General features: G+C 67.0%; 23 protein-coding genes. 7 read left to right on the top strand and 16 right to left on the bottom strand.

The window, feature by feature from the left end; genetic code table 11:
- Window positions 1-20 precede the first annotated feature (20 nt).
- The 5 genes from Q0309_RS10985 (at window position 21) to Q0309_RS10965 (ending at window position 2,214) form a co-directional block, all read left to right on the top strand.
- On the top strand, window positions 21-386 hold the full coding sequence (locus Q0309_RS10985; protein ID WP_299440523.1) for a hypothetical protein: 366 nt from the start codon (window positions 21-23) through the stop codon (window positions 384-386).
- A 172-nt stretch (window positions 387-558) separates the two neighbouring features.
- On the top strand, window positions 559-933 hold the full coding sequence (locus tag Q0309_RS10980; RefSeq protein ID WP_299440521.1) for a DUF2794 domain-containing protein: 375 nt from the start codon (window positions 559-561) through the stop codon (window positions 931-933).
- Window positions 930-1,328 (top strand): TfoX/Sxy family protein, encoded by a 399-nt coding sequence (locus tag Q0309_RS10975; RefSeq protein ID WP_299440519.1) that lies wholly within the window; start codon window positions 930-932, stop codon window positions 1,326-1,328. Before Q0309_RS10980 ends, Q0309_RS10975 begins: the two co-directional genes overlap by 4 nt.
- A 14-nt stretch (window positions 1,329-1,342) precedes the next feature.
- A complete protein-coding gene (locus Q0309_RS10970; RefSeq protein WP_299440517.1) occupies window positions 1,343-1,981 on the top strand; it encodes an alpha/beta fold hydrolase in 639 nt (212 codons plus the stop codon).
- Window positions 1,978-2,214 (top strand): ribbon-helix-helix domain-containing protein, encoded by a 237-nt coding sequence (locus Q0309_RS10965; protein ID WP_299440515.1) that lies wholly within the window; start codon window positions 1,978-1,980, stop codon window positions 2,212-2,214. Before Q0309_RS10970 ends, Q0309_RS10965 begins: the two co-directional genes overlap by 4 nt.
- 13 nt (window positions 2,215-2,227) lie before the next feature.
- Here Q0309_RS10965 and Q0309_RS10960 read toward each other — a convergent pair whose 3' ends face one another.
- From Q0309_RS10960 to Q0309_RS10925, 8 genes are all read right to left on the bottom strand, one after another.
- Window positions 2,228-3,193 (bottom strand): DMT family transporter, encoded by a 966-nt coding sequence (locus Q0309_RS10960; protein WP_299440513.1) that lies wholly within the window; start codon window positions 3,191-3,193, stop codon window positions 2,228-2,230.
- A gap of 84 nt (window positions 3,194-3,277) precedes the next feature.
- Window positions 3,278-4,519, bottom strand: coding sequence for an AMP-binding protein (locus tag Q0309_RS10955; protein WP_299440511.1), 1,242 nt, complete (start codon window positions 4,517-4,519; stop codon window positions 3,278-3,280).
- A gap of 12 nt (window positions 4,520-4,531) precedes the next feature.
- A complete protein-coding gene (locus Q0309_RS10950; protein ID WP_299440547.1) occupies window positions 4,532-5,320 on the bottom strand; it encodes an ABC transporter ATP-binding protein in 789 nt (262 codons plus the stop codon).
- Window positions 5,321-5,478: 158 nt separating this feature from the next.
- A complete protein-coding gene (locus Q0309_RS10945) occupies window positions 5,479-6,723 on the bottom strand; it encodes an ABC transporter substrate-binding protein (protein ID WP_299440509.1) in 1,245 nt (414 codons plus the stop codon).
- 66 nt (window positions 6,724-6,789) lie between these two features.
- Complete coding sequence (locus Q0309_RS10940; protein ID WP_299440507.1) at window positions 6,790-7,923, bottom strand: branched-chain amino acid ABC transporter permease; 1,134 nt, start codon at window positions 7,921-7,923, stop codon at window positions 6,790-6,792.
- A 27-nt stretch (window positions 7,924-7,950) separates the two neighbouring features.
- Window positions 7,951-8,838: a branched-chain amino acid ABC transporter permease gene (locus tag Q0309_RS10935; RefSeq protein WP_299440505.1), complete on the bottom strand. Its 888-nt coding sequence runs from the start codon at window positions 8,836-8,838 to the stop codon at window positions 7,951-7,953.
- Between the two features lie 91 nt (window positions 8,839-8,929).
- Window positions 8,930-10,888 (bottom strand): long-chain fatty acid--CoA ligase, encoded by a 1,959-nt coding sequence (locus tag Q0309_RS10930; RefSeq protein ID WP_299440503.1) that lies wholly within the window; start codon window positions 10,886-10,888, stop codon window positions 8,930-8,932.
- Window positions 10,888-11,700: an ABC transporter ATP-binding protein gene (locus Q0309_RS10925; RefSeq protein WP_299440501.1), complete on the bottom strand. Its 813-nt coding sequence runs from the start codon at window positions 11,698-11,700 to the stop codon at window positions 10,888-10,890. The genes Q0309_RS10930 and Q0309_RS10925 overlap by 1 nt, the downstream gene beginning before the upstream one ends.
- Window positions 11,701-12,124: 424 nt before the next feature.
- Here Q0309_RS10925 and acnA point away from each other — a divergent pair, with 424 nt between their 5' ends.
- Window positions 12,125-14,800, top strand: coding sequence for an aconitate hydratase AcnA (gene acnA, locus Q0309_RS10920; protein WP_299440499.1), 2,676 nt, complete (start codon window positions 12,125-12,127; stop codon window positions 14,798-14,800).
- 143 nt (window positions 14,801-14,943) lie between these two features.
- On the opposite strand, the gene Q0309_RS10915 is transcribed toward acnA, so the two are convergent.
- The 6 genes from Q0309_RS10915 to Q0309_RS10890 all read right to left on the bottom strand — a co-directional run bounded on the left by Q0309_RS10915 (window position 14,944) and on the right by Q0309_RS10890 (window position 22,077).
- On the bottom strand, window positions 14,944-15,573 hold the full coding sequence (locus Q0309_RS10915) for a ParA family protein (RefSeq protein ID WP_299440497.1): 630 nt from the start codon (window positions 15,571-15,573) through the stop codon (window positions 14,944-14,946).
- Between the two features lie 77 nt (window positions 15,574-15,650).
- Window positions 15,651-16,112 carry a hypothetical protein gene (locus Q0309_RS10910; RefSeq protein ID WP_299440495.1) on the bottom strand — a complete coding sequence of 154 codons (462 nt, stop codon included), beginning with the start codon at window positions 16,110-16,112 and terminating at the stop codon, window positions 15,651-15,653.
- A 63-nt stretch (window positions 16,113-16,175) separates the two neighbouring features.
- Window positions 16,176-17,987, bottom strand: coding sequence for a protein kinase family protein (locus tag Q0309_RS10905; protein WP_299440493.1), 1,812 nt, complete (start codon window positions 17,985-17,987; stop codon window positions 16,176-16,178).
- A 515-nt stretch (window positions 17,988-18,502) separates the two neighbouring features.
- The gene (locus Q0309_RS10900) at window positions 18,503-19,792 is read right to left on the bottom strand and encodes an adenylosuccinate synthase (RefSeq protein ID WP_299440491.1); all 1,290 of its coding nucleotides are present in this window, start codon (window positions 19,790-19,792) and stop codon (window positions 18,503-18,505) included.
- 60 nt (window positions 19,793-19,852) lie between these two features.
- On the bottom strand, window positions 19,853-20,770 hold the full coding sequence (locus Q0309_RS10895) for an exopolyphosphatase (protein ID WP_299440489.1): 918 nt from the start codon (window positions 20,768-20,770) through the stop codon (window positions 19,853-19,855).
- A 140-nt stretch (window positions 20,771-20,910) separates the two neighbouring features.
- Window positions 20,911-22,077 carry an MBL fold metallo-hydrolase gene (locus Q0309_RS10890; protein WP_299440487.1) on the bottom strand — a complete coding sequence of 389 codons (1,167 nt, stop codon included), beginning with the start codon at window positions 22,075-22,077 and terminating at the stop codon, window positions 20,911-20,913.
- Between Q0309_RS10890 and Q0309_RS10885 the strand changes: the two genes are divergently transcribed.
- Window positions 22,076-23,005 carry an ROK family protein gene (locus tag Q0309_RS10885; RefSeq protein WP_299440485.1) on the top strand — a complete coding sequence of 310 codons (930 nt, stop codon included), beginning with the start codon at window positions 22,076-22,078 and terminating at the stop codon, window positions 23,003-23,005. The two genes, Q0309_RS10890 and Q0309_RS10885, sit on opposite strands and share 2 nt — an antisense overlap.
- An 8-nt stretch (window positions 23,006-23,013) precedes the next feature.
- On the opposite strand, the gene Q0309_RS10880 is transcribed toward Q0309_RS10885, so the two are convergent.
- Both Q0309_RS10880 and Q0309_RS10875 read right to left on the bottom strand, forming a co-directional pair.
- Complete coding sequence (locus Q0309_RS10880) at window positions 23,014-24,630, bottom strand: Hpt domain-containing protein (RefSeq protein WP_299440483.1); 1,617 nt, start codon at window positions 24,628-24,630, stop codon at window positions 23,014-23,016.
- Window positions 24,627-25,046 carry a response regulator gene (locus Q0309_RS10875; RefSeq protein ID WP_299440481.1) on the bottom strand — a complete coding sequence of 140 codons (420 nt, stop codon included), beginning with the start codon at window positions 25,044-25,046 and terminating at the stop codon, window positions 24,627-24,629. The genes Q0309_RS10880 and Q0309_RS10875 overlap by 4 nt, the downstream gene beginning before the upstream one ends.
- Between the last annotated feature and the right edge of the window lie 13 nt (window positions 25,047-25,059).

Genomic DNA, 25,059 nt, shown 5'->3' with positions numbered 1-25,059 from the left:
GGATGGTGGGACTGTTGGGCATGACCGGCTGCAACGCCATGTACGACGTGGCCACCCACCCGGTCACGATGGGCGTCGGCGCGGTGACCGTGGCCTCGGTGGTGGCCACGGACAAGACCATTCCGGACCATGTGGTGTCCCTGGTCACGGGCCACGACTGCTCGATGGTGCGCTATTCCACTGGGGGCTACTACTGCGTCCAGCCGCCGGCGGCGAACACGCCCATCGAAACGCGCCTGTACTGCTATCGGACGATCGGCGCGATCACCTGCTACGACCGCGCCGTTCCGGGCGAGGACGGTCGGCTGGTGACCGATCCGCGCCACGTGATCAGCTCGCGTGATGTCGCCGGCCCAATGGTCGGCCCCATGCCCGGCCAGCGGTGAGCGCGGCGCAATCCCGGTCAGACATGCGGGTACCGGGACCGTTGCGCGGGCGTGCAAATTGGGCTCGACAGGCCGGGCGACTCGGCAGAGAATGGCCCGGTCCGGCATGGCTGGGCGGCGGCCCCGCCACGGTGTCGCGAGGGATCGGGAGCAGGGAAGCATCGGTAGGCCCATGTCGAAGATTGTCCGTCTCCTCGAATACAGGCGCGGCGTCCCTTCCGTCCATTTTTCCCGATCCGAGATGAATACCCTGCTGTCTCTGTACAGCCGCCGTGTCATGCGCGGCGAGTGGCGCGACTACGCCATCGACCAGCGCGACGGCACGGCCCGCTTCGCCGTGTTCCGCAGCAGCTTCGAACGGCCCCTGCTCATCATCACCAAGCAGCACAAGGGGCTGCCGAAACCGGGTGCGCTCGCGCCCACCAGCTTCCAGTTCACCGTGCAATCCGGGCGGGAGACGCTGGCCCAGGGCACCAGCCTGACCGAGGTGCTTGAGGTTGCCGATCGGCTGGTCAAGGCGTCCTTCCGCGTGCGGGGAACGTCATGATGGCCACCGGGGAGTCCGCCCGCGTGGCGGACGCGCTTCTGCCGCTTCTCCGCGCGGCGATGGGCGGGGTCGAGACGCGCGATGCCGGCAACGTCGTCGGGCTGTACCTGCAGGGCACGCTGTTCGGCATCATCCAGGATGGCGTGCTGCTGTTCCGGGTCGATGGCCGCACGCGGGCGGACTACGATGCCGCCGAGCGTTGGGACGACCCCGACGAGGCCCCAGAGGACGAGGCCTCCGGCGCCTCATTCGAGGCCCCGGGGAACGCCGGCCTGGCCTCCGCCAGCTTCCGGCGGCTGCCGCCCTTCGTTCTGGACGATGAGGACACCCTGGCGGACTGGGCCCGCAAGGCGTGGGAAGCCGGCAAGCGGGCGCGCGCCGGCCAGATCACCTGACCCTGAGCCGCACCATGCAAGACGACATCCCGGTCCTGTGCGACGGTCCGCCGTCCGGCCCTCGCCTGCTGCTGGCCCACGGGGCCGGAGCACCGATGGACTCGGACTGGATGACGGCGGTGGCCCAGGGCCTCGCGGATGGCGGCGTGCGGGTGGTGCGGTTCGAGTTTCCCTACATGGCGGCGCGCCGCGCCGACGGCCGGCGGCGGCCGCCCGACCGCGAGCCGGTGCTGCTGGAAACCTGGCGGCGAATGATCGCCGCGCATGGCCCGGCCGAGCGCGTGGTGATCGGCGGCAAGTCCATGGGCGGGCGCATGGCGTCCCTGGTCGCCGACGCCGAGGGCGTTCGCGGTCTGCTCTGCCTCGGCTATCCGTTCCATCCCCCGGGCAAGCCCGAGCGGCTGCGGACCGCGCATCTGGGCACGCTGCGCACGCCGGGGCTGATCTGCCAGGGCACCCGGGACCCGATGGGCGGCCGGGACGTGGTGTCGGCGGTTGCACTGGCGCCGGGACTACGCCTGCACTGGCTGGAGGACGGCGACCACGGGTTCAAACCGCGCAAGGCGTCCGGCCGCACCGAGGCCCAGGCGCTAGCCGATGCCGTGGCGGCGAGCCTCGCGTTCATCCAGGCGCTGGACGGCGCCCAGCCATGACGGTGCGGAAACGCTCCATCGCCATCGCCGGTCACCCGACCAGCGTGTCGCTGGAAGATGCCTTCTGGGAGGCGTTGGCGGAGATCGCCCGCGCCGAGGGGCGAACCGTGGCGCAGATCGTGACCGAGGTGGACGCCGCCCGCACCGCCGGTCCCGAGCCGGGGCGGGAGAACCTGTCCAGCGCCCTGCGCGTCCACGTTCTGGCCTGGTATCGCGACCGCTCGCAGCCTTAATGGGGTCTCTGGTTCATTTCCCCATGATCGGCCGGGTCGCCGGCGGACGGCGCGCTCGCACCCGTTCCCGGTGGATGGTGTACAGACCGGAGCCGGTGAGCAGAACCACACCGATCCACGTGGACGCGGCGGGGAAATCGCCGAAGACGACATAGCCCAGCACCGTGCCGTAAATGATGTAGCTGTAGTCGAATGGCGCCACCAGGGCCGCCGGGGCTAGGCTGAACGCGCGCACCAGACAGAACTGCGCCAGCCCGCCGACAATCCCGAGACTGACCAGCGCGGCCCCCTGCCCTACCGTCGGCGGCACCCAGACCCAGGCCACCACGGGCAGGGCCAGCGCCAGCATGATCAGGGCATTGGTGACCGCCACCAAGTGCGGCGGGACCGCTTTGCCGGCCGAGCGCAGGCTGATCATCCACAGCGCATAAAACAGCGCGCCCAGCACGGCCCACAGCGCGGCCGGCACAAACACCGCGCCGCCGGGCCGCAGCACGATCAGCACCCCAACGAACCCGATCAGCACGGCGCTCCACCGATGGATGCCCACCGGCTCCCGCAGCAGAGGCACCGACAGGGCGGTGACGATCAGGGGCGCGGCGAACAGGATCGCGCCGACCTCGACCAGGGGAAGCTCACGCCACGCCATGAGAAAGCTGCTCAGCGCACCGGCGCCCAGCAGGCCGGCCAACACCAGTTTCATTTCGGCGCCGCGCACCTGACGGAACAGAGCGGTCCCGCCCCAGCGCCACGCCAGGGGCAGCAGGACCAGCAGCGCGGCCAGCGCCCTGAACAGCAGGATCTGGACGACCGGAAAGGTGGTCGTGAGCGCCTTGGCCAGGGTGTCCATGACCGAGAACAAGGCCACCGCCAGCAACATGAAGCCGATTCCGCGCAACGGGGCGTCGCCCCGGGATGCGGTCTCGGCCGGAGGCACGGGGTTCGGTGGGGCTTCGGGCCCAGGGGACGACGCGGTCATGGTGGCACCTGGCACGGATGGCGGCAAGCCGGGTCTGCCGAGCGATGCCGGTCTCGGGCGTGCGTCTGTGACCGAGAGACGGGGTCAGTCGAACTTACGCGTATCCTCGATCACCTTGCCGTCGTTGGGCAAGGTGCCCTCATCCACGAACTCGATCACGGCTTTCAGCTTGGTGACCGCCTGCACGGCCTCGGCGATCTTGCCGGCCAGGGCATCGTCAGACGGGCAGGCGCACCGCAGCGTCATGACGTCGTTGGACCGCGCGTCGTGGCTCACCACCAGCCGGCCGCGGGTGACCTCGGGGAAGCGCTTGAGGACCTCGGCCACCTGCTCGGGGTGGACGAACATACCCTTGACCTTGGTGGTCTGGTCGGCGCGGCCCATCCAGCCCTTGATGCGCATGTTGGTGCGCCCGCACGGGCTCTCGCCCGGCAGCACGGCCGACAGGTCGCCGGTGGCGAAGCGGATCAGCGGGTATTCCGGCGTGAAGGTGGTCACCACCACCTCGCCCACCTCGCCCGGCGGCACCGGGTCGCCGGTGCCGGGGCGGACGATCTCGACCAAGACGCCCTCGTCGACGATCATGCCCTCGACCGCGCCGTCCGGCCCCGGGCTTTCATAGGCGATCAGGCCCAGGTCGGCGGTGGCGTAGCACTGATACACATCGATGCCGGCCTCGCGGAAGGCCGCGCGCTGCGGTGGCAGAAAGGCCTCGCCAGAGACCAGGCCCTTTTTCAGCGTCGGCAGGACGACGCCCAGCTCCGCCGCCTTCTCCAGGATGATGCGCAGGAACGACGGCGTGCCGGTGTAGCCCACCACGTTGAGCCCGGCCATGGCGTGCACCTGCTGCTCGGTATTGCCGACGCCGGCCGGGAACACGGGGCACTTCAGGGCGCGACAGCCATCGTCGAAGATCCAGCCGCCCGGGGTGAAGTGGTAGGAAAAGCAGTTCTGCACCATGTCGCCGCGCCGGAAGCCGGCGGCGAACAGCGCCCGCGCCAGACGCCAGTAGCCGACGCGCGAGCCCTCCGGGTCGTTGATCGGTCCCGGAGATTGCAGAATGCGGCCGATGTCGCCCCAGTCGGAAACGAGATCCCCCAGCGGCGGGTGATCCTTCTGCAGCCGGATCAGGTCGCTCTTGCGGGTCACCGACAGCCGCGCCAGCGCCGCCAGGTCCGTCACCGTGTCCGGATCGACGTCGGCGAGCAGGCGACCGAAGTGCGGCGCGGTCCCTTTGGCCAGCGCGATCAACCCCGGCAGGGCGGCGAAGTCCTCCTCCTCGCGCTGGGCCTGCGGGCGGGTCTCCAGGTGGTCGTAATGCTCCATGAGGTACGGTTCCTACAGCCAGCGTTTGCGGCGCTTGTACGATTTCAGGTTCTTGAACGACTTGCGGTGCTCGCCACCGCCGCCGAGATAGAACTCCTTGACGTCCTCGTTGTCCAGAAGGTCTGCCTGAGAGCCGTCCATGACGACCTTGCCGGATTCCATGATGTAGCCGTAGGAGGCCGCGCCGAGGGCCATCTTGGCGTTCTGCTCCACCAGCAGGGTGGTCATGCCCAGTTCCTGGTTGAGCTTGCGGATGATGCCGAACACCTCCTTGACCAGCAGCGGCGCGAGGCCCATCGACGGTTCGTCCAACAGGATCAGCTTGGGCCGGGCCATCATGGCGCGGCCGATGGCCAGCATCTGCTGTTCGCCGCCGGAAAGATAGCCGGCCAGGCCGGTCCGCTCGCGCAGGCGCGGGAAGTAGTCGAGCACCATGTCCAGGTCGCGCTTGATGGCGGCCGCCCCATCCTTGCGGGTGTAGGCGCCCAGACGCAGGTTCTCGACCACCGTCATGTCCTCGACGATGCGCCGGCCCTCCATCACCTGGAAGATACCCTTCCGCACGATCTGTTCGGGGCTCATGTTGGCGATGTTCTCGCCCATGAAGCGCACCTCGCCGCGCGTGACCTCGCCATTTTCGGTGCGCAGCAGGCCGGAGATGGCTTTCAGCGTGGTGGTCTTGCCGGCGCCGTTGGGGCCCAGAAGAGTGACGATGTCGCCCTCGGGGACCTCCAGCGAGACGCCGCGCAGCACCAGGATCACGTCGTCGTAGACGACCTCGATGTTGTTGACCGACAGGATGGACTCGCCCGCGCCCGGCGACGGGGTGGGCGGCGCTGTCGTCTCGGCGGTGGCGTGAGCCATGGGAGGACGGTCCTTCGCGGCGGAATACGGTCGGATCGGAAAAACGGGAAAGGCGGACGCCGCGCCCGGAAAGCCCGGCGTCCGCCTCCTGGACCTTACCAGCCCAGCCAGTCGTCGCGACGCGGCAGGGTGGTCTGAGCGACACGCTCGATGCCGACCTCACCGCCGACGTTGGTGCCACGGTAGACGTTCACGGTCATGGTGCCGCGATGGTCCTCGGCGGTCCAGGTCGAGGGGATGCACACACCCTCCAGGCCCTCGGGCACCCAATCGGTGCGCGCGTACATGCCCTGCTTGATGTTCGGGCCGGTGATGCCGCCGTTTTCCTTGGCCCACTCCATCGCCTCTTTCATGTAGTAGGCGGTGCAGATGCCGCGAATGTAGTGGTGGGTGCGGAACTCGACGTCCGGGTCGGCCATCTCGGAGATGGCGCGCACCGTCTCCATGCCGGGCGCGTCGGAGCCCCAGAAGGCGTTGGCGGCCACGAAGATCAGGCTGCGCTCGGTATCGCCGATGGCCTCCATGGTCTTGCGGTCGCCGCCCCAAATGTTCGCCATGAACTGCACGTCGGTGCCGACCGTGTCGCAGGACTTGAACAGCGAGACCACCGACGGACCCAGGTTCCCGATGTAGGCATAGTCGGCGCCGTTCTCCTGGATCGTCAGGCACTGCGCCTTGAAGTCACCTGGCTTGAGCGAGACCACGACCGGGTTCAGCACCTCGAAGCCGAGTTCCTCGGCATAGGCGGCGCAGGCTTCCTTGGGCGCGTTCGGGTACGGGTGGTTGTCGCCGGTGTGGACGAACTTCGGCGTGCCCTCGCCGCCGTTGGCCTTCCAGTCCTCCATGGCCCACTGCGCCAGGGCGCGGCAGCCGTCGGAGTAGGACGGGCCGTAGAAGAAGTTGTAGGGCGCCGGCTTCTGGGTGTTGGGGTTCTTGCCGGTGGGGTCGGTCAGGTGGCCCGAGTAAGAGGCGGACCAAACCGGAATCTCGTCCTTCGCCACGAAGCTGATCAGGGCCTCGGTATCGCCCGTGCCCCAACCCTGCATGGCGACCATGCCCTGCTGTTCCCACTTCTTATAGAACGAAATGGCACGCGGAACTTCATAGGCGTAGTCGACGCTGTCCATCTCGATGGTGGTGCCGTCGATGCCACCGTTTTCATTGATGTAGTCGACGGCGTCGCGCACGGCCGGGCCGTACAGCTTGCCGACAAAACCGGTCGCGCCGGTGATGTCCATCAGGTGGCCGACGAACACCGAGTCCTCGGCCTGCGCTGCGGTGCTGGCCGCGGCCATGATGCCCAGGCTGGTGGCGCAGGCGAGCGTGAAAGTCTTGCGCATGGTGTTTCCTCCAGGTTCCAAGAAAGGGTGTGTTTTTGCTTGTTTAGAGGCCGGCATTCATCCGACCTAGTAGGAGAACGGATACAGCTTCCAGTACGCCTTGATCAGGCGCCAGCGGTGCGCCAGTCCGTCCGGTTCAAAGATCAGGAACAGGATGATCGCCGCGCCGATGGCCATTTCCTTGAAGAAGGCCAGGCTGTTGGTGATCATCGGGGTGTCGCCCCACGGGGTGGAGGCAATGACGTCGACACCCGCCGTCATGACCTCCGGCAGCAGCACCATGAAGATGGTGCCCAGCATGGCCCCCATCACCGAGCCCAGACCGCCGATGATGATGATCCCCAGGAACTGGATCGACAGCAGGATGGTGAAGCCCTCGGCCGAGACGAAGCCGAGATAGTGCCCATACAACGCGCCGCCGATGCCGGCGTAGAACGAAGAGATGCCGAACGACAGGACACGGTACTTCGTCAGGTTGATGCCCATCACCTCGGCCGAGAGATAGTGGTCGCGCACGGCGACAAAGGCGCGGCCGTCACGCGTGCGCATCAGGTTCGACGCCGCCACGTACATGATGATGGTGATCGTCAGCGCGAACAGGAAGAACTTGGCGTCCGTGTCAAAGGTCAGGCCAAACAGTTCGATGGAATTGGCCAGGGAGCCGTAGGATCCCCCCGTGAACCAGTCCATGCGGATGAACAGATCCTCGATGATGAACTGCGCGGCCAGGGTGGCGATGGCCAGGTACAGGCCCTTGATGCGCGCCGCCGGGCTGCCGAACAGCAGGCCCACCGCGGCGGCGAGCAATCCGGCCAGCGGGATCGAGAGAATGACCGGGATGCCGAAGGTGTTGTTGAAGTAGGCCGAGCCGAACGCGCCGATGCCGAAAAAGGCGGCGTGGCCCAACGAGATCTGCCCCGTGAACCCGACCAGGATGTTCAGGCCCAACGCGGCGATGCCCCAGTAGCAGGCCTGGATGGCCAGGCTCAGGTACTGCGCGTTGTAGAAGGGCGAGAACACGGTGCTCAAGACCGGCGCCTCCTCGACCCCAGGGGCCAGGATCGGCACCAGCACCATTCCGTACAGCGCCACCAGGAACAGCAGCATGGCCCAGCGGCTGTTGCGGGTGTCGAAGATGGTCGTGTCCTGACGGTATGTCGTGCGGAAGTCGCCGCAGGGCCGCAGGCTCGTGGTGGCCATGGTCGTGTCTCCTCCTCGCCCGCGATCCTAGACGCGCTCGATATCCTTGGTGCCGAACAAGCCGTAGGGCTTGACCACCAGAATGATGATCAGCACCCAGAACGGCGCGATGGTCAGCATGTTGCCCCAGTGCAGGAACTGGCCGTCCACGTATTCGGCCATGTTCTCCAGCACGCCGACGATTAGGCCCCCGACCACGGCGCCGACGATCGAGTCCAGGCCGCCCAGGATGACCGCCGGGAACACCTTGATCCCGATGAAGGACAGCGCCGAGGACACGCCGTTGACCATGCCCACCACCACGCCGGCCAGGGCCGACACCATGGCCGAGATGGCCCAGGCCATGGCGAACACCTGCTTGACCGAAATGCCCAGCGACTGCGCCACCTGCTGATTGAAGGCGGTGGCACGCATGGCCAGGCCGTGGCGGCTGTAGCGGAAGAAGTAGAAGAATCCGGCCATGATGATCAGCGAAATCACGAAGCTCATCAGATAGGCCGGCTGGACCTGCAGGCCACCGATATTGACGGAACTGGTGCCGAAAACATCCGGATAGCCGACCGTGTCCTGCCCGAACACCCAATTGGAAAACGCCCGCATGAAGATCGACAGCCCGATGGTCACCATGATCACCGAAATGATCGGCTCGCCGATCATCGGCCGCAGCACCACCATCTGAATGAAGATGCCGAGCGCGGCCATGAAGGCCAGGGTCAACAGAAACCCGAACACGAAGGGAATCTCGAACTGGACCAGGATGGACCAGCAAATCCAGGCGCCGATCAGCAGGAACTCGCCCTGGGCGAAGTTCACGACCTGCGTCGACTTGTAGATCAGCACGAAGCACATCGCCACCACGCCATACAGCGTGCCGACGATGATGCCGTTGATCAGAAGCTGAAAGAACAGGTCCATCCCGGTCCTCCCTGATGCCCGTCGATTCTTGTCTCGGGCCGTTTTTTCACTCACGTCCTGGCAGGTGTTTCGCCCCCGCCTGGCACAAGGATTACTCCGCCGCGCGCCGCGCCGGGTCGTCCGGCGGCAGCAGGGTCTCGACCCGCAAGGTCGTCTGGATCCGCGCCGTGCTGCCGTCCTGGAAGGTGATGGTCGTATCCACATCCACGGCATCGCGGCCGGCGTAGATGGCCTCGATCTCCCGGGCATACTTCTCGGCGATCACGCCGCGCCGCACCTTCCGCGTGCGGGTCAGTTCGCCGTCATCCGGGTCCAGTTCCTTGTAGAGCAGCAGGAACTTGCGGATTCGTTGGGAGTCGGGCAGCGTATCGTTCACCCGGACCACCTCGTCACGCAGCAACGCATAGACATCGGGGTGGGCCGACAGGTTTGTGTAGTTGGTGAACGAGATGCCCTTCTGCTCGGCCCACTTGGAGACAATGGACCAGCGGATGCAGATCATCGCCGCCAGGTATGGAAGGTCGCGGCCCAGGATCACCGCCTCGGCCACGAACGGCGAGAACTTCAGCTTGTTTTCGATGTACTGGGGCGAGAACCGCACACCCGTTGAGGTGTTCGCCAGATCCTTCACGCGGTCGATGACCACCAGATGCCCGTTCGCCTTGTTGATGTAGCCGGCGTCGCCCGTGTACATCCAGCCGTCGCGTTTGTCGGCGTTGGTGGCCTCTTCATTCTTGTAGTAGCCCAGGAACATGCCCTGGCTGCGGCCCACGATCTCGCCCACGCCCTCCTCATCCGGCTCGTTGATCCGCACGGCGGCCTCATCGAAGGCGACGCCGACCGTCTCGGCGTCGATGTCGTCGTTGCGATGGATCGTATAGGCGCCGGCCAGTTCGGTCTGGCCGTACAGCTGTTTCAGCGGCACGCCCATGGCGTGGAAGAACTTGAACGTCTCCGGCCCCATGGCGGCCCCGCCCGTGGCGGCGGAGGTCAGGAACGAAAACCCGTACCGGTCCCGCAGCGCGCGGAACAGAATGAAATCGGCGAACCAGGATTTCTTTTTGTTTTCAAGGGCTTTCAAGCCGATCTTCGTCCCCAGATCGTACATGAAGCGCTTGAATCGCGTGCTGTCCATCATGCGCGCGCGGATCTCGGCGGCGATGCTTTCCCATACGCGCGGCGCCAGGAGGACGAAGGTCGGGCCGATCTCCCGCAGGTCAGCCATGGTCGTTTCTTCATCCTCGACGAAGTTGATGATATTGCGCGCGATGAGCTGCTGGCCGATAACGTAAACCTGTTCCATGATCCACGGCAGCGGCAGGACGGAGACATAGTCGTCACCCGGGCACTTCGGGTCGGCGTTTAGATAATCCAGGCAGTGGTTCAGGAACGGACCCGACTGCAACATGGCCAGCTTGGGCATACTGGTCGTGCCCGACGTGGTGCACAGGATGGAAACATCGTCGGCGCTGCCCTGCTCCACCTCGGCGTCGTACAGGCCCGGCTGCTCCCGGTCCAGCGCGTCGCCCTTTTCGCACAGCGCTTCCTCGGACATCAGGCGGGGGTCGTCGTACTTGCGCATCCCGCGCGGATCGCAATAGACGATGACCTTGACGGAGGGGATGTCGTCGCCCAGTTCCAGCAGCTTGTCGACCTGCTCCTCGTCCTCGCAGATGATCGCCTTGATCTCGGCGTTGGTGATCAGGTAGGCGGCCTCTTCGCCCAGCACGTCTTTGTAGATTCCCAGAGACGTGGCGCCGATGGCGTGCGCGGCCACCTCACCCCAGACCCATTCCGGCCGGTTGGCGCCCAGCAGGCCGACGCAGTCCCCGCGCTGCACGCCCAGCGCGTGCAGACCGAGGGCATACTGGCGCACCTTGCGCTGGTAGTCGGCGAAGGTGAACTCGTTCCAGATGCCGAAGTCCTTTTCGCGCATCACGATTTCATGACCATACGTGCGCGCGTTATAGGCCAGCAGCTTCGGGAAGGTGTCGAAGCGCGTGACGTCCGCGAACTCCGGCGTGGTCTTCTGGTTGCGTTTGCGCGCCATCAGGCCACCTCCCGGCTGCCGCCGCCAACCGCGTCGTCGTCGTCGCCCAGATAGGCGGCCTTGACGCGCGGATCGCTCATGATCTCGTCGGGCAAGCCATCGGCGATCTTCTGGCCGAAATCGAGCACAGCGACGCGGTGCGAGATGTCCATGACCACGCCCATGTCATGCTCGATCATGATCACCGACATGCCCCATTCCTCATTCAGATCGATGATGAAACGGGCCATGTCCTCCTTCTCCTCCAGGTTCATGCCCGCCATGGGCTCGTCCAGGAGGATCAGGTCCGGCTTCAGCGCGACGGCACGGGCCAGCTCCACCCGCTTGCGCAGGCCGTACGACAGCGTCCCGGCTATGGCCTTGCGGATGTGGGTGATTTCCAGGAAGTCGATGATATCCTCGACCGTGCGCCGGTGATCCAGCTCTTCCTTTTGCGCGCCGCCCAGCCAGTACAGGGCGCCGTTCAGGAAGTTGTTCTTCAACAGGTGGTGCCGCCCGACCATGATGTTGTCGAGCACGCTCATATGCCCGAACAGGGCCAGGTTCTGGAACGTCCGGCCGATGCCCAGTTCCGCCCGCTTGTTGGGCTTCAGCCCCGTGACGTCGCGTCCCTTGAAATGGACCTGCCCGCTGGTCGGCGTATACCGGCCAGAGATGCAGTTCATCATCGAGGTTTTTCCGGCGCCGTTCGGGCCTATGATGGCGAACAGTTCGCCCCGGGTCACCGAGAAGGTGACATCGGACAACGCACGCACGCCCCCGAACTGCAGAGACACGCTCCGCGCTTCGAGGATGGCTGTCTCTTCAGACATACCCGTTCCTTCCTCCCTGTCCCTGGATCTCAGGGGCCCGTTGGCCGGTCCATGTTCGTATCGGTGATCCAGTGTGCGAGGATTGTTCCGCCTCGCTTCCCGCGTTGTTAGCGCGCTTCCGCCATCGGGGTCAAGCAGGGCAAATGTTTGCGTTTGCTGATATTTGAGCCGCCGGATGAAGATGCGGCGAACTCTTTGAAGACGCTACGGAAACTATCCTATTTGGGGCGAGAACGGATTTTTCTCGTGATTTGCGTTTGGACACCCGGCCACCGACTGGACAGGGACGGGGGGATGCGTTAAGCGAGCGCCACGCCATATCTGTATCGGGGCGATGTCCGGGACCCGGAGCCATCGGCGGCCCTGCGCGCGCCGAGCCCCCCAACCCTTCGCGTTTCCAGCATCACCACGAGGGAGGACGTCCGTGGGAGCCACCGGTCACGATACCTTGCAGACTCGCCGCGCCCTGTCGGTCGGAGGCCGAAAGGTGGACTATTTCGCGCTGTCGGAGGCCGGCCTGGGCGACATCTCGCGCCTTCCGTTCTCGCTCAAGGTGTTGCTGGAGAACCTGCTGCGGCATGAGGATGGCCGCAGCGTCACCGTCGACGACATCAAGGCCGTGGCCGCGTGGCTGGAGACCCGCAGTTCGACTCGGGAAATCGCCTATCGCCCGGCCCGCGTGCTGATGCAGGACTTCACCGGCGTGCCGGCGGTGGTCGATCTGGCCGCCATGCGCGAGGCCATGACCGCCCTGGGCGGCGACCCCAAGCGAATCAATCCACTGTCTCCGGTCGATCTGGTGATCGACCATTCGGTGATGGTGGACTTCTACGCCAGCCCCGATGCCCTGGCCCGCAACATCGACAAGGAGTTCGAACGCAACGGCGAGCGGTATGCCTTCCTTCGTTGGGGCCAGACGGCGTTCGACAACTTTCGCGTGGTTCCGCCCGGAGTCGGCATCTGCCATCAGGTGAACCTGGAGTATCTGGCACGCACCGTCTGGACCAGCCCGGACCAGACCGGCGCCGAGGTCGCCTACCCGGACACGCTGGTCGGCACCGACAGCCACACCACCATGATCAACGGCCTGGGCGTGCTGGGCTGGGGTGTGGGCGGCATCGAGGCCGAGGCGGCCATGCTGGGCCAGCCCGTCTCCATGCTCATCCCCGAGGTTGTCGGCTTCAAGCTGACCGGCGCGTTGCGGGAAGGCACCACGGCCACCGACCTGGTGCTGACGGTCACGCAGATGCTGCGCGGCCGGGGCGTGGTCGGCAAGTTCGTGGAGTACTTCGGCCCCGGCCTGGCCGCCATGCCGCTGGCCGACCGTGCCACCATCGCCAACATGGCGCCCGAGTATGGGGCGACCTGCGGCATCTTCCCCATCGACGCCGAAACCCTGCGCTACCTGCGCGACACCGGCCGCGAGGCCGCGCAGGTGGCCCTGGTCGAGGCCTATGCCAAGGCCCAGGGGATGTGGCGCGACGAGACGACGCCCGACCCGCTCTATACGGACACACTGGAGCTGGACCTGGGCGACGTCGAGCCCTCGCTGGCCGGCCCGCGCCGGCCGCAGGATCGCGTGGCGCTATCGGGTGCCGCCGGGGCCTTCGCCCAGGCGCTGAAGGACATGGCCCAGCAGGACGCACCCCGCGCGGTGCCGGTCGACGGAGCCGACTACACTCTGTCGGACGGCGATGTCGTGATCGCCGCCATCACCTCGTGCACCAACACCTCGAACCCCACGGTGCTGATGGCCGCCGGGCTGTTGGCCAAAAAAGCCGTCGAGAAGGGCCTGACCCGTAAGCCGTGGGTCAAGACGTCGCTGGCGCCCGGCTCTCAGGTGGTGACCGACTACCTGGAAAAGGCCGGTCTTCAGGACCCGCTGGACGCGCTGGGCTTCACGGTGGCCGGCTACGGCTGCACCACCTGCATCGGCAACAGTGGCCCGCTGGACGCCCCCATCGCCGCCGCCATCGACGACAACGGGCTGGTGGCCTCGGCCGTGCTGTCGGGCAACCGCAACTTCGAGGGCCGCATCAGCCCGCACGTGCGCGCGAACTATCTCGCCTCGCCGCCGCTGGTCGTGGCCTATGCCATCGCCGGATCGATGACCAAGGATCTGTTCACCGAGCCGCTGGGCACCGGGGCGGACGGGCAGCCGGTCTACCTCAAGGACATCTGGCCGAGCGCGCACGAGGTCGCCGAGACGGTGGCCGCGCATGTCCGGCCGGAGATGTTCAACGCCCGCTACGGCAACGTGTTCGAGGGACCGGAGCCGTGGAAGGCCATCGATGTGGCCGAGGGAGAGACCTATGACTGGGCCTCAGAGTCCACCTATGTCCGCAACCCGCCGTACTTCGAGGGCATGAACCCGGCTCCCGAGCCGCCCGCCGACATCATCAATGCGCGGCTTCTGGCGCTGCTGGCCGACAGCGTGACCACCGACCACATCTCGCCGGCCGGCGCCATCAAGGCCGACAGCCCGGCCGGGGAATACCTGCAGGACCACCAGGTGTCTGTGAAGGACTTCAACAGCTACGGCTCGCGCCGGGGCAACCATGAAGTCATGATGCGCGGCACCTTCGCCAACATCCGCATCCGCAACGAGATGGTGCCGCACAGCGAGGGCGGCGTGACCAAGCACATGCCGGCCGGTGACGTCATGCCGATCTACGACGCCGCCATGAAATACAAGGCGGACGGCGTGCCCCTGGTGGTGGTGGCCGGCAAGGAGTACGGCACCGGTTCGTCGCGCGACTGGGCGGCGAAGGGCACGGTGTTGCTGGGTGTGAAGGCCGTGATCGCCGAAAGCTTCGAGCGCATTCACCGCTCGAACCTGGTGGGCATGGGCGTCCTGCCGCTGCAGTTCAACGAGGGGGTGACCCGCCAGACCCTGGGCCTTGACGGGTCAGAGACCTTCACCATCACCGGGGTGGCCGATATCCAGCCGCGCCAGGACGTGGCGGTAACACTCACCCGGACCGACGGATCGACGGTGGAGGTGGTGACCAGTTGCCGCATCGACACCCTGGACGAACTGGAATACTTCCGCAATGGCGGGATTCTGCCGTACGTGTTGCGGTCCCTGGCGGCGTCGTAAGCCTTGGTCGTAGGGTGCGTCTGACCGCCGCGCAAGCGGCGGGCGACGCACCGGACCGCCGCGCGATGGTGCGTCGCGCCTTCGGCGCGGACGCACCCTACGATCTACGATCGTGGCGAAAGCGTGAGCAAGCCTTCGCCCCCCTACTCCACGCACCGTTCCAGCAGGTCGAACAGCGGCAGCCATTCGTCACGGTGCGGCTGCGCCCGCGCCCCGGCCGTGTCGAACAGCGTCAGGCCGTCGGCGGCCGCGTTGGCGTATTGCTGCGTATCGCGCAGGCGCGCCGCGATCGGAAACTCAAGCTCTGTGAGGAACGCCTCCAGCCGGTCGGCCGCGCGGGTGCGCATCCGCACACGGTTGGCGACGAACGCCACGTCGCGGCGGTGTTTTCGCACCGGCTTGAGCTTCAGCAAGTGACCGAGAAACCGCCGCGTGCCGTCCTCGTCGAACGCCGACGGCAGGACGGGCACGACGATCGTCCCCGCCTGCTGCACCACATCCTTGACCGTCTGTTTGGTCATGGCCGCCGGGCAGTCGACGACCAGCCGGTCCAGACCCTTGGGGAGCTTGCCGTCCTCGACATCCAGGTCCACTTCGCGGATCGGGGCAAGATGCCCAGGGCGGCGTCGCAACCACGCGCGGGCGCTTTGCTGGCGGTCCAGATCGGCAAGACCCGTGCGGAATCCACGGGCGGTGAAGTGCGCGGCGATGTGGGTGGCCACGGTGGTCTTCCCACAGCCGCCCTTGCTGTTGGCGACGGCGACGATGAACATGGCCTCAGCCTAATGGAGATCGCCACGAATTGGAAATATATCCGTCACGGTGGCCGCTGGGCGGGCCACGACCGGCCTCACTCCACCTCTTCGCGGGCGACCTCGGAACCCCAGTCCTCGACGAGTTGCTTCTGCTGCGCCTTCAGCCTGGTGATGCGCCGACTCGACGTCATCTCCATGAAGGCGCCAATGATCTGCGGGGTCGTCAAATAGATGATCCATCCCAGCGCCGCCGCGCCATACACGATCAGAAGGGAAAAGACATCGGTGATCATCGTCGTCGCGTATTCCAGCGACGGGTCCGTGAACCACAGATCGAACAGGCCGGGACACGCGGCGGCAAAGTTCAACCCGCCAACGCACAGCCACCCGGAACGGGTCGCGGACCGGTCGATGACCAAAGCCACCGCCGTCGGCAGCATGGTCACGACCAGATAAAGGACCGTCGGCAGGAACAGAAACAACCCGATCGCGAACAACAGCAGACCGCCGGCCTTGGCGGTCAACCCGAGACTCGCACCCTGTGAACCCGCAGCCATGCCCTCGCCTTCCTTATGCAGGTTGACCGGAATATCCGTCCGGTCAGCGCCCGATCACACGTCTTAAAACATATACCCCAAAAGAACGACCGCAACGGTAACGATGGCGACGCTCACCGACCCCGTGGCGGCCAGCCGCTGGCCGGTGCGCTCCGCATTCTCGTCGGCGCCGACCTGCCCGGATTCCAGATGCCGGATGTTTTGCTGGGCCACGGCCCACTCGGCCCGGGCGCGCTGGAACTCATCAAAGTCGGCCCGACGTTCATCGGCACTGTCGACGAAGTTGTACAGTTCCGGAAGGCTGCCCTTGCGCACCAGGCGCGGGATCTCCTGCTCCAGCGTGCGGCGCCGCGCCCGGCTGTGGTAGCTGTTGATGATCGGCCCCATCAAGGCGCCCATCCAGCCGCACAGCCCGTGAAGCGCCTCCGGCCCAAGGCGCCACTGCAGCACGGCCAGCAGGCTCAACATGCCCAGGGTTGCCCGTTTTGTGTCGTCCTCGTTCAGGGCCGCGAGCTGCGGCGCGATATCTTTCGGGTAGCGGGCGGCAACAAAAGCCACGATGTGCCGGTCCAACGGTTCGGTTTTTGAATCGACGCGGGAGGCCGTCCGATCCAGGGCCGGCAGCAGGTCCCGAATGTCGAGCACGATGTCCCGCGCCAACAACGGACTGAGACAGCGCTGGCTTTCGTTCAGCTCATACAGGCACCGCTCCAGCCCCGCGCCTTTCTTGAACGGATCCTGCAAATAATCGCGCAGTTCGCGGAAATTGCTCGTCATCTGTATCATTTCAGGAGAGAACTTCTCCCGCATTCCAAGCCACATCTTCGGCAGATCGCGCAGAATCGCCTCGGTGACCAGGCGCGTGTCCTTGCCGAGCGCGACTTGGGCCGACAGCACACCACCAAACCCGTCCACATGCGCGCGGAAGTCGCGGTATCGAATGGGGGCGGCCGGGTCCAGGACAATCAGGACATTCGCTAGTGCCGTATCCTGGAATGCCGCCTTGTTCTTTTCCCCCACGGCGGCAGCATTGCGGATCGCCATTGTGATGTGATCGGCGAGTTGGTTGTTCTCAAGGCCCCGGCGCAACCAGATTTCCAGCTTGCCTTCCAGGACCACGGGAACGGCCTTGTCCCAATTGTTGGCCATCGCGTGCGCCAGGTTCCGAGGCAAGAAGAACTCCTGGTTCATGAAGACGAACGCCCGCTGAGCCCGACGCACCGGTTTGGCCTGAACCGGCGACATGCGCCGCCCGTTGAACCACAGGTCCGTCTGCTCGAAATCCCAGCGCTGATCCACGTCGTCGGCCAGCAGGCCTCGCACGATTTCGATCATGCCCAGCGGCAGGCGGACGTCGCTTACCAAAGTCGCGTACGTTCCATGATGCAATTTTTGCGTCAGGATGTCATGGTCGCTGACCCCCGCAAGAGGATTGCGTCCAATCAAGAGCATGACGGCACACACGCCCAGCGCGTAGAAGTCGTCGGCGTAGACGCCAAGGCCGCGTCCCGCCGGCGTGCACATCCCGGACTCGATGGTTTCGCAAACCACGGGCTGGTCAATGGCCACCGGACCGGTCGCGCAATCTCCCAGAACGATCCTGCCGCCGCTCGCATCCGAATAAAACAGATTGGTGGGACGAACCGCGCGGTGGCCGATGCCATGGTTCTGCAACTCGCCAAGCGCCATGCACAGGGGACGCAACAAGGACTTGACGAACTGCTGGTCGGAGATCGGCGTGATCGTATCCGACAGGCTTTTCATCACCCGTCCGCCCATCGGCTGCTCGTAGATCAACACCACCCGGACGGCATCGGCCGGCGCCCACTCGATGTAGCCCCATTCCACGAGGGCCATCAGGCCGGCCGTGCGCAAGCCGCGAAGCTGCTGCATGACCTGGACGCGCGGAGGAAGTGGACCCGTGACCACCAAGGCAAAGAGCGGGCGGCCCCGCTGGCGCCGGTCCTCGGCGGCAAACGCCGTGGCGTTGGGCGTATCGAGGTCCGGCAAAGGATTGTCGGGAAAGATCGCGTACCGATCCTTCAGGATGGGCGTCGTTCCCGTCGCCCCCTTGCCCGACTGCCCGCCATCACCATCCCGCGCCATCCCTCGGCCCTTCTTCCCGCGTGGCCCCTGTCCAGGCTGCGGCCATGGACCCGGCCCGTGCTCCGATCCCAACGGGCAGAGCGTTGCCCGCGTGCCCCATGGCCGACCCACGCGAACGCCCGGCCGCCCAACGACCGCGGGTTTGGGCTGACAGGCGAAGGCACGGGTCGGAGCCGACCACTAAAGAACGGCCCTCACTGTGGGACGGAATCCATTACGATCTGCTTAAACACCAGCGGAATCGTCCAGCCCGGGATCGTCCAGCCTGGGCGGGCTGGCGGTCGTCAGTCGGCGAACGGATCGTGCACCAGGATGGTTTCCTCGCGGTCGGGTCCCGTCGACAAGATGGCCACCGGCGCCTCGATCAGTTCCTCGATGCGGCGCACGTACTTGATCGCCGTGGCCGGCAACTCGGCCCATGACCGCGCACCCCGGGTGCTGTCGCGCCAACCTTCCAGGGTTTCGTAGATCGGAGTCACCCGCGCCTGCGCCGCCATGCCCGAGGGGAAGTGGTCGAGTCTCTGGCCGTCAAGCTCGTAGCCGACGCAGACCTTCAGTTCGTCCATGTCGTCCAGGACATCCAGCTTGGTCAGGACGATGCCGTCCACGCCCCCCACCTTCAACGCCTGGCGGACCATGACGGCATCGAACCAGCCGCATCGGCGGCGGCGCCCGGTGACCGTGCCGAACTCCCGGCCGCGCTCGCCCAGGCGCTCGCCGACGGCATCGTGCAGTTCGGTCGGGAACGGCCCGCTGCCGACGCGGGTGGTGTAGGCCTTGGTGATGCCCAGGACGTAGGCCACCGCGCCCGGCCCCATGCCGGACCCGGCCGCCGCCTGTCCCGACACGGTATTGGACGAGGTGACGTAGGGATAGGTCCCATGCTCGACATCCAGCATGGCGCCTTGCGCGCCTTCGAACAGAATCCGCTTGCCCGCCCGCCGGGCATCGTCGAGCACTCGCCACACCGGCGCCACGTACGGCGCGAACCGCTCGGCCACCTCCGTCAAACGCTCGAACAGGGCCGCGCCGTCCAGCGGTTCGGCCCCCAGCCCCCGCCGCAGGGCGTTGTGGTGTGTCAGCAACCGCTCGATCTTGAACCGCAGCGTCTCAGGTTCCGCGAGATCGCACACCCGCACGGCCCGACGCGCCACCTTGTCCTCGTAGGCCGGGCCGATGCCGCGCCCGGTGGTGCCGATCCGGCCCCCGCCGGCCGCCTCCTCGCGGGCGCGGTCAAGCTCGCCATGGATGGGCAGGATCAGGCAGGCGTTGTCAGCGATCTTCAGGGTGTCCGGCGTGATGGAGACCCCCTGTCCGGTCACGCGATCAATCTCGTCGAACAGCGCCCACGGGTCGATCACCACACCGTTGCCGATGACCGACAGCTTGCCCCGCACCACGCCGGACGGCAGCAGGCTCAGCTTGTAGACGGTGCCGTCAACCACGAGCGTATGCCCGGCGTTGTGTCCGCCCTGGTACCGGACCACCACATCGGCCCGTTCCGACAGCCAGTCCACCACCTTGCCCTTGCCCTCGTCACCCCATTGGGCGCCGACCACGGCGACGTTGGTCATTGATGACTCCGCACTGTGAAGATGTTCAAAAGGTCCGGCACGATCGGCGCCGGTCCGGCGTCACCCATCGGCGACGATCCGGTCGGCCAGGGCGGCCACCACGTCCTCGACCTCCGCCTCCGGCACCTGACAGGTTCCGGCCGTCGCGTGTCCGCCGCCCCCGTACTCCAGCAACAGGTGCCCGACGTCAACGCGCGACGAGCGGTTGACGATCGACCGACCGACGGCGATTTCGGTCAAGCCAGCCCGCGAGCCGGGCATCAGGTACAGCGAGATGTTGGCTTCCGGATACAGCGCATAAACCATGAACCGGTTGCAGCAGTACAGGACGGGCTCGGCGCGGAAATCGACGATGACGAGGTTTTTCCGCACCCGAGCCTGGCGGCGGGTCTGATGCTCCGCCTGTTCCTTGTGCTCCCAGTACAGGTGCAGGCGTTCCTCGACATCCGGGATGTGCAGGATTTCCTCGATCGGGTGGCGCCGACAGTAGTACGTCAGGTCGCGCATGAGCTGTTCGTTGGAGATGGCAAACTCCCGGAAGCGGTGCAGCCCGGTTCTTGGATCGACGATGAAATTGAGCATGGTCCAGCGGTCGGGCGCCAGGATGTCCATCTCGCCGTAGTCGGCGGTATCGGCCTTGTCCACGGCGTCCATCATCTCGACACTGATCTCAGCGAACCCCTCACGCCCGCCGTAATAGTCGTAGATCACGCGCGCGGCCGAGGGAGCGTTGCCGTCGATCACCAGGTTGTCCTGGGGGCCGACCCGTGTGACCTCCGAGGCATGGTGGTCGAACGCCAGATGCACCCCCTCGACAAAAGGGAGGTTCGACGTGATGTCGGTGCCGGAAACCGCAACACGGCCCGCCTGCATGTCGTTGGGTTGGGCGAACTCGACGTCGCCGATCAATCCGCGTTCGCGCAACAAGACGGCGGAAACGATGCCGTCGAAATCGGCGCGTGTGAGCAGGCGAAACACTTGGCCGTCCTGATCCGCGTCCTGCAATCCATCCCCCACCATCGCACGCCCCACAGCCTCACGTTTGCGAGCATCGCCGCACCCAGACCATACCCGGACAGCCCGACGCGGCCAAGACAGGACTCCGGGGCCACCCTTTGTCACACGGCCTGGTACCACACCACGCCATCGTCGTCCGTGACGCCGCGCAATCGATCCTGGGCCACGAGGTGATGCAGGTGCGCGAGTGTTTCGCCGAGCGCGAAAAACAACTGATGATCATCCAACTCGCGTTGGAACAGGCGCGGCAAGAGGTCCATGGCGGTCTTGGGCTCGCCGCGACACAACGCCACCGTCTCGTCCAGGCGGCCGTCATGGTGGTGAAGGAGCACGCCCAGCCGGGCGTGCAACCCGCGAAACGGCAGCCCGTGCGATGGCAGCACGAGCACGTCGTCGTCCACCGCCGCGCGCCAGTGGTGCAGGCTGGCCAGGAACAGCGACAGGGGATCCTCGTCCGGCTCGGTGGGCCAGACGCTGACGTTCGGGCTGATCCTGGGCAGGACCTGATCGCCGGAGATCAGCACGCGCGCGTGCGCCGAGAACAACCCCACATGATCCGGAGAGTGCCCCTGCCCGGTCACCACGCGCCAGGTCGAGGCACCAATCCGCACATCCTGCCCGTTCATCAGCCGCCGCACCGACGTCGGCAGCGCGGCCACGCGGTGCCGGTAGGGATTGCCGCGTTGGGCGACGAAGTCCAGCAGGTCCGGTCCGCACCCGGCGCGGGCATACAGCCGCCGGGCGATCTCGGCGAACGCGTCGTCGGGCATGGCCGCCAACTGGCGCCCGAACGCCCACTCGGTGACCGAGGCCCACAGCGGGACCGACAGGCGGTCCGTCAACCACCCGGAAAGCCCGATGTGGTCCGGGTGGAAGTGCGTGCAGATCAGCCGCCGCACCGGGCGCCCCGCTAGCGGACCCGCCAACAGCGTATCCCAGAGGGCGCGGGTTTCGTCGGTGGCAATGCCGGTGTCCACCAGCGTCCAGCCGTCGCCGTCCTCCAGGACCCACAGATTGATATGATCCAGCGCGAACGGCAGCGGCATCCGCACCCACAACACGCCGGGCGCCACCGGCACGGCGGTTCCCGTGTCCGGCGGATCCGTGAAGGGGAACCGCAGGCCGTCCCCAGGGGCGGTATGCTGACCGACAGGATCAGCCGGTGGATGCGTGCTCATGATCGCGGTGGTAGCGTGCTTTCCGGCCCGGCGCAAGCGGCGGCGAGCGCGGTGGCCCACGCCTTCCTCCGACGGGACGACCGGGATCATGACACCCTCCCCCCTGCGCATCGGCATCGACCTGGGCGGCACCAAGATCGAGGGCTTGGTGCTGGACGGCACCGGCGCAGAACGGGCGCGTCGGCGCGTCGCCACGCCGCGCGGCGACTACGCGGCGACGCTCAAGGCCATCGTCGATCTTGTCGGCGCCCTGGAGCAGGCGGCCGGTCGCGGCCGCGCCAGCGTCGGCGTGGGCATTCCGGGCACGGTGTCGCCAGCCACCGGCCTGGTCAAGAACGCCAACTCCACCTGGCTGATCGGCCGGCCGCTGGACAGCGACCTTGCGGACGCCCTGGACCGCCCGGTCCGGCTCGCCAACGATGCCGACTGTTTCGCCCTGTCGGAAGCGTCGGACGGAGCCGGGGCCGATGCCCGGTCGGTGTTCGGCGTCATCCTCGGCACGGGAGTCGGCGGCGGCATCGTCGTCGACGGTCGCGTGGTGTCCGGTCCCAACGCCATCGGCGGCGAGTGGGGCCACAATCCGCTGCCCTGGCCCCGCGACGACGAGCGCCCGGGCCGGGCCTGCTACTGCGGCCTGCATGGATGCATCGAGACGTTTCTGAGCGGCCCCGGCCTGAGCGCGGACCACGCGGCGGTCACCGGCGACTCGCTGCCGGCCGAGACCATCGCGGCGCAGGCCGCGACGGGCGATCCCGAGGCACGGGCCACCCTGGACCGCTACGCCGATCGCCTCGCGCGGGCCACGGCCACCATCCTGAACGTGCTCGACCCCGAGGTGGTGGTTCTCGGTGGCGGCCTGTCCAACATCCAGCTCCTGTACGACGCGGTTCCTCAGGCATGGCCGCGCTGGGTGTTCTCGGACACGGTCGCGACGCGCCTGCGGCCGCCGCGCCACGGGGATTCCAGCGGTGTGCGCGGCGCGGCCTGGTTGTGGCCCGCGCCGGTCGATCCGGCATAGAACGGTCGTCACGCGCCGGCGGCAGTGCGGGCGCGTTGCAGCAGAGTCGCTGCCGTGTCGCCGGGCGTGGCCGTGGCCACGCCGGACACCAGCCCGCACCCGTCACAGAGGCGCGCCAGCCCGGCCGCGATCCGATCCAGGACAGACTTGGCTTCGGCGTCCGTCGAGACCCCGAGCACCACCGCCACGCCCTCTCCCGGCGCGCGCCCGGCTAAATCCGAGGCCGGCAGGGTTTCCCGCAGCAAGCGGGCCAAAACGGCATCGGCCTCCGGTCTCAACGCCTGCGCGCACGCCGGCGCCAGCCAGGTGACGACCAGCGGCAGGTCCAGGGCCACCGCGCGGTCGATCTTTCGAGTCAGCACCTCGTCCATGGCGTCCCGGACCAGAAGCGGCCCGAGTCCCTCGCGTCGGGCGGACCGACGGCAGTCGCGCGCCCGCGTCGCCTGCCCCAGCACGGTGGCCACGAGCAGGTCCGGCTCGAACGGCGCGGACACCACCACATCGCCACCCCGAGCCAGAGTCTCGGCCATCGGCCCCGGATCAATTGGCGGCGCCACCAGCACGAGTCCGGCCCCGGCCCAGGCAGGATCCCGCCGGAGCGTCATCGCCAGGGAGGCCCCGTCGAAACTGTTGGTCTCAGCCCCGCGCGCCGCCACGACAACGACGTCGACACCATCGTCCGCGTTCGCTCCGTCCGGTCCATGGATCAGCAGGTCCGGATCCTCGACCACCTCCACCAGGGCGCCGGCCTCACTCAGCACATGCCGGACCATTCCGGCGATCGCCTGTTCGGGGTCGTGCATCATGACCCGTGGCCCCTCGTCTCGCGTCGCGTCCAGAACAGCCGCGTGATGATCCAGCAGGGCCTCCGCGACAAGGGGCTTATGGAAGACACCGGCACATCCGGCCGCCACTGCGGCCGCCCGAGTCCCGGCCGATGGCCGGGTTTCGGCGACGTACCAGGGCACGTCGGGCCAGATACCGCCGCCCGAGACCCACCGCCGGGACGCCGCGATCGCATCCAAACCGGCGTCTCCGTCCACCAGGATCATGCCGGGCGCGGGCGCGTCACCGGACCGCGCGGGGTCCTCCCCCATCGCGGCGTTGGCCTGCCAGTCCACGCGCCAGCCGTAGCCCTCCATCCGCTCGGCCAATCGCGCCAAAGATTCGTCAGCCTCCGGGCCGATCAGCAGCATCCGCCGGCGCGCGTCACTGGGTGCGCCACCATCCAGGGCGCCGCCGGCCACAAGACTTGACTGGTCCACGGTCAGGACCGCGACGCGATCGGCCAAACGCCGGGCCAGGAGATCGACCTGCGCCCGGACGGACGGCGAAGGCAGTGCATCACGCCCGAGGATGCCCTCCAACAGGAACTCCAGGGCCGACGCCCGCCGCCCCAAGGCTGGAAACCCGAACGAGCCGGCCGAGCCCGCCAGCTTATGCGCCGTCCGGACCATTCGGTGCAGTGCCGCCATCGCTTCATTTGCGTCGGTCGCCCGGTCAAGGTCCGACAGGTCCGACACAAGCGCACGGCACTGCTCGCCAGCCGTGGCAAGAAACGAGACAACGGTGGCCTGGACCGCCTCACGCCCCCGCGACCCACTCCCATCAGGCAGATCCGTCATGACCGGCTTGCGTCCCGCCAACCCTGCCACATGCCCCGCAGTCGCTCCGCCAGGGACATGGGCTCGAACGGCTTGGCCAGCACGCCGATAATCGCGGGGTCCGCCGACCGGGTGTCCTCCGCCAGATCCGGCCGCCCGGTCAGCAACACCGTCGGCGGCGTCGCCGGCCCGTGCTTGGCCCGGTACGCCCGCAACAGCTCCGGCCCGTCGATATCGGCAAGCTGCAAATCAAGCAGCAACAGATCCGGGCCGAAACCAGGCCCCCGCTCCAACGCCTCGGTGCCGGTCGCACAGGTTAGAGCCTGGAGGCCACCGACGTCGGCCAACGCCACGGCGGCCAACTCGCGGACGGCCTGATCGTCCTCGACGACCAGGACCCGGCGCAAAGCCGCGTGTTCGGGTCCGATTTCATTCATCGGCTTCCCCTCC

Origin of the sequence: uncultured Rhodospira sp. (assembly GCF_937138205.1) — a bacterium.
Lineage (GTDB): Bacteria > Pseudomonadota > Alphaproteobacteria > Rhodospirillales > Rhodospirillaceae > Rhodospira.
The sequence above is the reverse complement of the archived record's forward strand: the minus strand, read 5'-3'. Positions and strand labels throughout refer to the sequence as shown.